The sequence below is a fragment of the Porphyromonas sp. CAG:1061 genome (assembly GCF_000435035.1).
Lineage (GTDB): Bacteria > Bacteroidota > Bacteroidia > Bacteroidales > Porphyromonadaceae > Porphyromonas_A > Porphyromonas_A somerae.
Window position 1 is genome coordinate 4,416 of sequence record NZ_HF988944.1, and the last position, 7,193, is coordinate 11,608.

Genomic DNA, 7,193 nt, shown 5'->3' on the forward strand with positions numbered 1-7,193 from the left:
AGAGTGCTAGCACAAAGAGGAGTGCGGTCACTAAGGCGGTGAGCCCTGTTCTACCCCCTTCGGCAATACCGGAGGCACTCTCCACGAAGGTGGTAACAGTAGAGGTACCGAAGAGTGCACCTGTGGAGGTGGCGATGGCATCGGCCATCATTGCCTGCTTGATATTCTTGACATTCCCCTGCTTATCCATCATCTCGGTATTGGCGGCCGCTCCAATGAGAGTGCCCATGGTATTGAATATATCCATAAAGACCAAGGCAAAGATGGTGAGTGCCATATCTGCATTAAAGATCGCGTGGAAGTCGAGCTTTAGGAAGGTAGGCTCTAGTGATTGGGGCATTGAGACCACCGAAAAGCTGGAGGGCACGTGGGTAACCCCCATCGGTATACCGACAATGGTGATGATGATGATGCTGTAGAAGAGAGCCCCTTTGACCCTCAGTACCATCAACACTCCGCTGAGGATGATTCCCATCATAGCGAGGAGGGCGGTAGGGGTGAACTCTCCGAGGGCCACGAACGTGGCGGGGTCGCTCACGATGATTCCCGCATTCTTCAACCCGATAAAGGCGATAAACATTCCGATACCACTGGAGATGGCGAAGCGTAGATTGATAGGGACGCACTTCACGATCTGCTCTCGTATATTGAAGAGCGTGAGGAGGATAAAGATGATACCCTCCACGAAGATCGCTGCCAAGGCGGCTTCCCAACTATAGCCCATCGCTTGTACCAATGTAAAGGCAAAGAAGGCATTGATCCCCATGCTTGGGGCTTGGGCAAATGGGAGCTTTGCCATAAAGGCGATCAAGAGGGTGCCGACTGCCGAAGCGAGTGCAGTGGCGGTGAAGACGGCTCCTCGATCCATCCCAGCGGCACTAAGTATATCTGGATTGACCGCTAGGATATAGCTCATGGTGAGGAAGGTGGTGAGCCCTGCCATCATCTCGGTCTTGAGGTGGTATTTCTTTGGGTCGAAGCCCAACCATTGATAAATTTTTTGCATCTCTGTAGTAACGTCTATGTAGTTATGCTATTTTAATCGGAGTGTTGAAAGATGTGCAGGAGATGCGAGGGGCACCTGCCATAGCTTGGTGAGTGTTACTTCGCCCTTGGGTAGGCGGATCTGTTGCTGGTGCTCGACCCACGTGGTGGGGATCTCTAGCTGAAGGTGTGATGCCTTTGCCCACCGATTATAGAGCTTAATCGTGATTTTGTTCTCCCCTTTTCGGAGAGGCAATAGTAGCTGGAGCGTAGCATTGCCCTCCTCTCGGTGGAGTGCCCCATCGATGTATTCGCCATTGAGGTAAAGGAGGATGCCATCGGTGTAGGTGAGGGTGAGGGGTAGCTCGGTTGCCTTATCTACTGTGATCGCTTGCCGGAATAATCGTCCTGAACTGAAGCCCATAGGAAGCGTGACCCCTTGTCGTAAATCGGCTTGCGATGGGATCCACTCTGGGGTGTCGGCAATAGTCGCCATGCGCCCTCTCTGAGGTGCCTCTTCGAGTGGACCCCATTGGTATGGTGGGGTCGGTATTGTGCTACTCCGTTCGGGCTGTAGGGTTAGGGGCTTGCCATTGAGTAGAATCTCCCTCCCTACCTCCTTGTCGGTATAGGTGAGGGTGTAGCTCTTGGCACGAGGAACGCTCCACTGATATCCTACGATGCTTTGGAAACTAGCATAGTAATCTGCCGAGGAGTGGGCAAATAGCGGTGCCGCATTGAGCGGTGTGAGTGCCCCCTTAGTTACTTCTTGCTTTGGTGCTCTATACTTGGTTTTGTAGAGATGATAGTAGGTGTTGCTGGCGATGAGCTGAGCACCTTTAGGGGCGGGAGTTCCTTTCTTCTGAAAGATATACTTTTGGCTCTTATCGGCACTCAGCGTGGCGAGTTGGTTGGCCGTTGCGGCAGGGTGGGTCTGGTAGATCGCCTCCTTAAAGGGGGCTAGCTCCTCGCCAATCCGCTGGATCACCTCCGCCTCAAAAGGAACGATAGAGCCGTCGCCCTTCGGTCCGATATTGAGTAGGTACTTGCCACCGTAGGCAACCACCTTGAGCAGTGCATCGAGTTTCTCTTGCACCTTCGCCTCTACCGATCCCCTCTCTTGCCACGATCGGTAACCCCAAGTCTCATCAAAGATAGAGGCGGCTGTTTGCCACGGCATCGCCATCAGATAGTCGGGGTATTCATTGTCCGCCATCACGCAGAAGTCGGCGTAGTCATTGCCGAGACGTCCGCTCACCATACAGTCGGGCTGTAGCTGGTGTACGAGGGCATAGAGCTCGGCACTTTGCTCAGTGGTGAGGCTTCCCATATCAAACCAGAGCTCATCTACACGCCCATACTTGGTGAGTAGCTCCCGCACCTGAGCCATATTGTATTGGTGGTGTGGTGGAGTGATGGGGTCGGCATTGTGCGAAGTGAAGGGCACCGCATAGGGGTAGTGCCAATCGATGAGTGAGAAGTAGATGCCGAAGCCGATACCGGCTTGGTGGCACGCCTCTGCTAGCTCGCCAATGAGATCTCTCTTAGCGGGGGTATTCATCACATTGTAGTCGGTGGTCTCGGTATCGAAAAGGCAGAAGCCATCGTGGTGCTTACTGGTCATTACCACACTCCGCATACCGCCCTTTTGTGCCAAAGCGACAATCTCTTGGACATCGAACTTTGCCGCATCAAGTTGTTGAGTGTAGGCTTCATACCAGTCGCTAAAGCCGATGCCAAAGGTGAGGATTTGCTCCGAATAACCTTTCGTGACTGGCTCTCCCTTAAAGACGCCACCAGGGATGGAGTAGAGCCCATAATGTACAAAGAGGGAGTACTTATCGCCGTACCAATCGTTGCTTTGTGCTGAGGCGGTAAGGGTTACTAAAACTGAGAGTAGAAGTTGGTAGAGTCTTTTCATGGTCTTAATGGTTTTTGATGCAGTATCTCCCTCCTGGGAGTGAGTGGATTTGTCCATTCAATTCAAGCTCAAAGAGCATCCCTGAGATGGTTGGCACTTCTTCTCCTAGCTGTAGTGCTAGGTCTTCAAGCGTGAGGTGGTCGGCGGTGCGTAATGCCTTGAGTATTGGGTTGCTCTCCTCCTGCTCTTCTTCAAAGGGAAGCCTTTGGGGCTTGAGTGTGGGGAGGAGCTGGAGCTCGTCTAGGAGCTTATCGGGGGTGGTGATGATACTTGCTTTTTGGTGGGCAACTAGTTTGTTGCACCCTTTTGAGGCAGTGTCAAAGATTCGTCCAGGGGCAACAAGTACCGAGCGGCCGTAGTCAAAGGCGATGTTGGCGGTGATGAGTGAGCCACCCCGCTCGGCACTCTCTACGACTACGGTGCCGAGGGAGAGACCAGCGACAATCCGATTGCGCTGTACAAAGCGTTGGGGAAGAGCACGAGTGCGGTAGGGATACTCGGTGACCACGCCACCACCCGTGGCGATCATCTGCTCGGCGAGATCGCGGTGTGAGCTAGGGTAGAGGGTGTAGTGCCCATGTGCCACCACGCCGATGCTCTTGAGCCCATATTTCAGAGCCGTTTGGTGCGACAGTTTATCCACGCCGTAGGCGAGTCCACTCACGATGGTGATATCGGGGCGTAGTGCAGCAATCCCCTCCATAAGGTATTCGAGCACATCAAGTGAGTAGTGGGTATTGCGTCGGGTGCCGACAAAGCTTATCATCGGGCCTAAGGGGATTTGCCCTTTTACGTAAAGTACCAATGGAGCATCGAAGCACTGAGCCAAGTAGGGCGGGTACTCCTCATCGCCAAAAAAGTAGAGCTTGAGGGGTCGCCCACGCTGTTGCAGCTCCTCCAGTATCTCCAGTTCTTTCTTCGCCAGCTCTGCCCCATTACCCGAAAGTAGCAACTGTGCTAGCTTTGGTCGGATATTGGGGTGCTGCATCAGCTCCGCAGGGGTGGCTGCCATCACCGCTTCTGCCGAACCCATTTCCTCGATAAGGGCTTTGGCGGTGACAGGTCCTATCCCCTCCGTGAGACTAAGCTGTAGGAGAGCCAACTGCTCGGAAGAGAACTGCAGGGAGCTTTCCATTTAAGGCTGGATATTAGCTAGGAGTTGGTCGAAGTATTCGCCTCGTGTCAATTTCCCGTCCTGCACCAGCACAGCCGAGATCTTGCCCACAGCGGCTATCTTTTTATCCGAAAGACGAATGACATCTTGGTCAAAGACGAGCCGCACGCCCTCGCGATGCACATTGAGGCCTACCCAAAAGCGGTCACCACTCTTGAGGGAGACCTTGTAGTCGATCTCCACTCTCGCAACAAAGGCGTCGTAGCCGAGGTCGTGCATCCGTCCGAAGTTATCGCCGAGACTCTCGAGAAATTCGTGCCTCGCATGCTCCATATAGCGCTGGTAGTTGGCGTTATTGACCACTCCTTGGAGGTCGCACTCGTAGTCTCTCACCTTCATCTCTATGAGATAGAGGTACTTCTTATCTGGCAATTGGCTCATAAAAACTTGCTTTTTCCTTTCTCTTCAACCATTCTCATCACATAAAGGCGATCGCCTGGACGCACCTTTTCGGGCACCTTGACGCTAAAGCGTATGCCTTTCTCTGTAATCTCAGGGGCGATGCTATCGGCTACCCGCATCTCATTGGCAGGGAAGAAGACGGCTCCTGTAGTGGGTCCTGTGATGAGGAGCTCCTCGCCCTCTTTGATCAGTCCACTCTCGAGCTCCAACTCTGCTACGCCGAGCTTGGAGAAGTACTTGATCACCCGACCGACATGCGTCTTGACCCTTGTGGCAGAAGAGCCGTACTTGTGTGTCCACTCGCCCAATCGCTGGCCGAGGTAGTAGCCGTCCCAAAAACCACGATTGAAGACAGTGGCGAGTCGCTCGTCCCAATTCCGTATCTTCTCCTCGGTGTAGCTCCCATCGAGGTGGGCTAGGATCGCCTCATTGTAACACTCGCATACCGTCCGTACATACTCGGGTCCTCTGGCACGCCCCTCTATCTTAAAGACACGCACCCCAGCGTCCATCATCTTATTCATAAAGTGGATGGTCTTGAGGTCTTTTGGCGACATAATATATTGGTTCTCAACCTCCAGCTCCATATCACTTGTGGTGTCCTTGACTAGGTAGCTGCGTCGGCAGATCTGATTGCACGCCCCGCGATTGGCACTGCTATTCATCTCGTGCAAGCTGAGATAGCACTTGCCACTTACCGCCATGCAGAGAGCGCCGTGGGCAAACATCTCTATCCGTACCAGTTCGCCCCTTGGCCCTCGGATATCCTCCTCTACAATGGCTTGGTGGATGCGATCCACCTGGTCTAGATTGAGCTCGCGTGCCAACACCACCACGTCGGCAAAGCGGGCGTAGAAGCGGAGTGCCTCCACATTGGTGATATTGAGCTGCGTAGAGAGATGCACCTCTACCCCTTGGTCAAAGGCGTAGCTCATCGCCGCAATATCGCTCGCGATGATGGCCGATATGCCAGCCGCTTTGGCAGAGTCTACAATCTCGTGAAGTAACTCCATATCACCATCGTAGATGATGGTATTGACCGTAAGATAACTCTTCACCCCCTTTTCGTCGCAGAGCTTTACGATCTCCTCCATATCGTGGGTGTCGAAGGTCTTGGCACTCCTTGCCCGCATGTTGAGCCCTTCGATGCCGAAGTAAACGGCATCGGCACCCCCTTGTAGTGCAGCGTGGAGCGACTCCCAGCTGCCTACAGGTGCCATAATCTCAAAGTCTTTGCGACTGAGTCCTTTCTGTATCATCAGAGGATATTGGTCTCCTTGGTAAATTTGATGATCTCATCAATGTAGCCAAAGGCAAGCCCCGTTACGCTATCGGCACAGCCGTAGTAGATAGCAATTCGGCCAGTCTCCGCATCGTGGATCGCTGCACAAGGGAAGGTAACATTAGGCACATCGCCCATGCACTCATATTGCTCAAGGGGGCTGATCAGATACTCCCCACTGCGGGCAATCATCTTCCATGGCTGCTCCTTATCTAGTAGTGCACTACCAAAGGCATAGACATACCCATTGCAGCTTCTCAACACTCCGTGGTAGATCATTAGCCACCCCTCGCTAGTCTCGATAGGGATAGGTCCGGCACCCACCTTGAGGCATTGCCAAGCACTCACCTCGAAGGGTGCTGGCGCCATTACGTGGCGGTGCTTACCCCAGAAGACCATATCAGGAGACTCGCTATAGAAGATATCGCCGAAAGCGGTATGCCCATTGTCGCTCGGACGAGAGAGCATCGCGTAGTTGCCATTGATCTTACGAGGGAAAAGCACGCCATTCCTATTGAAAGGAAGGTAGGCATTCTCTAGCTGATGGAAGGTCTCAAAGTCCTCCGTCCACGCCACGCCAATCGTAGGTCCATGATAGCCATTGCACCAGGTGACATAATACTTGCCCTCCATCTCTACCACACGTGGGTCGTAGCCATAAACCCACTCACCGATCTCAGGGTCGGGGCAGGTGAATTCGATCTTCTCAGGGCGGATATCCCACTTGATACCATCCTTACTGAAGCCTACGTGCAGACGCATACGGCGGTTCTTGTCATCCACTCTAAATACCCCAGCAAAGCCATCCTTGTATGGCACCACGGCACTATTGAATATGCTATTGCTGTGAGGTGTCTCGTAACGACCGATCACAGGGTTTTGGCTATAGCGCCAGAGCACCTCCTTTGAGCCTTTTGGTCTATCTTCCCATGGCATATTGGGCATCGCAGGCCCTTCAATCTTTATATCCATATCTCTATTGATTCATTAAAAAGTGATTATACTTATATCTCATTGCCCTCGTCATCGTAGGTAAAGGGCACTTTATAGGCACAAATAAGCCCAGGAATGGCTACCACTAGCGCGATGAGGAAAAATAGCTCGTAACCCACACGGTCACTGATAGAGCCACTTACCATGCCAGGGAGCATCACACTTAGATTCATCAGACTAGTACCGATGGCGTAGTGTGCCATCTGGTGTGGTCCACGTGCCACCTGCTGCATCATAAAGAGGTTGAGCCCCACAAAGCCGAAGCCATACCCGAAGTACTCCATTGTGATCCCTATAGTAGTCCACCCGAGCCATTCTGGTTGGAAGTAGGCGAGCAGGAAGTAGACCACAAAAGGGATGTTGAAGATCAAGGCTAGGGAAAAGAGCACCTTACGCAGCCCGAAGTGACTAATGTAATAGCCACTCAGTAGGCTACC

General features: G+C 52.9%; 6 protein-coding genes and 1 pseudogene. All 7 read right to left on the bottom strand.

Annotated elements, in window-relative coordinates; genetic code table 11:
• On the bottom strand, nucleotides 1-1,006 hold a 1,006-nt coding region (locus QVO39_RS07995), incomplete at its 3' end, for an NCS2 family permease (RefSeq protein ID WP_288171939.1).
• A gap of 27 nt (nucleotides 1,007-1,033) precedes the next feature.
• Nucleotides 1,034-2,905 (bottom strand): alpha-L-fucosidase, encoded by a 1,872-nt coding sequence (locus QVO39_RS08000; RefSeq protein WP_021903727.1) that lies wholly within the window; start codon nucleotides 2,903-2,905, stop codon nucleotides 1,034-1,036.
• 4 nt (nucleotides 2,906-2,909) lie between these two features.
• Nucleotides 2,910-4,040 carry a DNA-processing protein DprA gene (gene dprA / locus QVO39_RS08005; RefSeq protein ID WP_021903728.1) on the bottom strand — a complete coding sequence of 377 codons (1,131 nt, stop codon included), beginning with the start codon at nucleotides 4,038-4,040 and terminating at the stop codon, nucleotides 2,910-2,912.
• The gene (locus QVO39_RS08010; RefSeq protein WP_018028728.1) at nucleotides 4,041-4,460 is read right to left on the bottom strand and encodes an acyl-CoA thioesterase; all 420 of its coding nucleotides are present in this window, start codon (nucleotides 4,458-4,460) and stop codon (nucleotides 4,041-4,043) included.
• Nucleotides 4,457-5,740 carry a peptidase U32 family protein gene (locus tag QVO39_RS08015; protein ID WP_021903729.1) on the bottom strand — a complete coding sequence of 428 codons (1,284 nt, stop codon included), beginning with the start codon at nucleotides 5,738-5,740 and terminating at the stop codon, nucleotides 4,457-4,459. Before QVO39_RS08015 ends, QVO39_RS08010 begins: the two co-directional genes overlap by 4 nt.
• Nucleotides 5,740-6,735, bottom strand: a complete 996-nt coding sequence (locus QVO39_RS08020; RefSeq protein WP_021903730.1) for a glycoside hydrolase family 130 protein — start codon at nucleotides 6,733-6,735, stop codon at nucleotides 5,740-5,742. Before QVO39_RS08020 ends, QVO39_RS08015 begins: the two co-directional genes overlap by 1 nt.
• Before the next feature lie 32 nt (nucleotides 6,736-6,767).
• Nucleotides 6,768-7,193: pseudogene (locus QVO39_RS08025) on the bottom strand (MFS transporter); the annotation flags it as partial.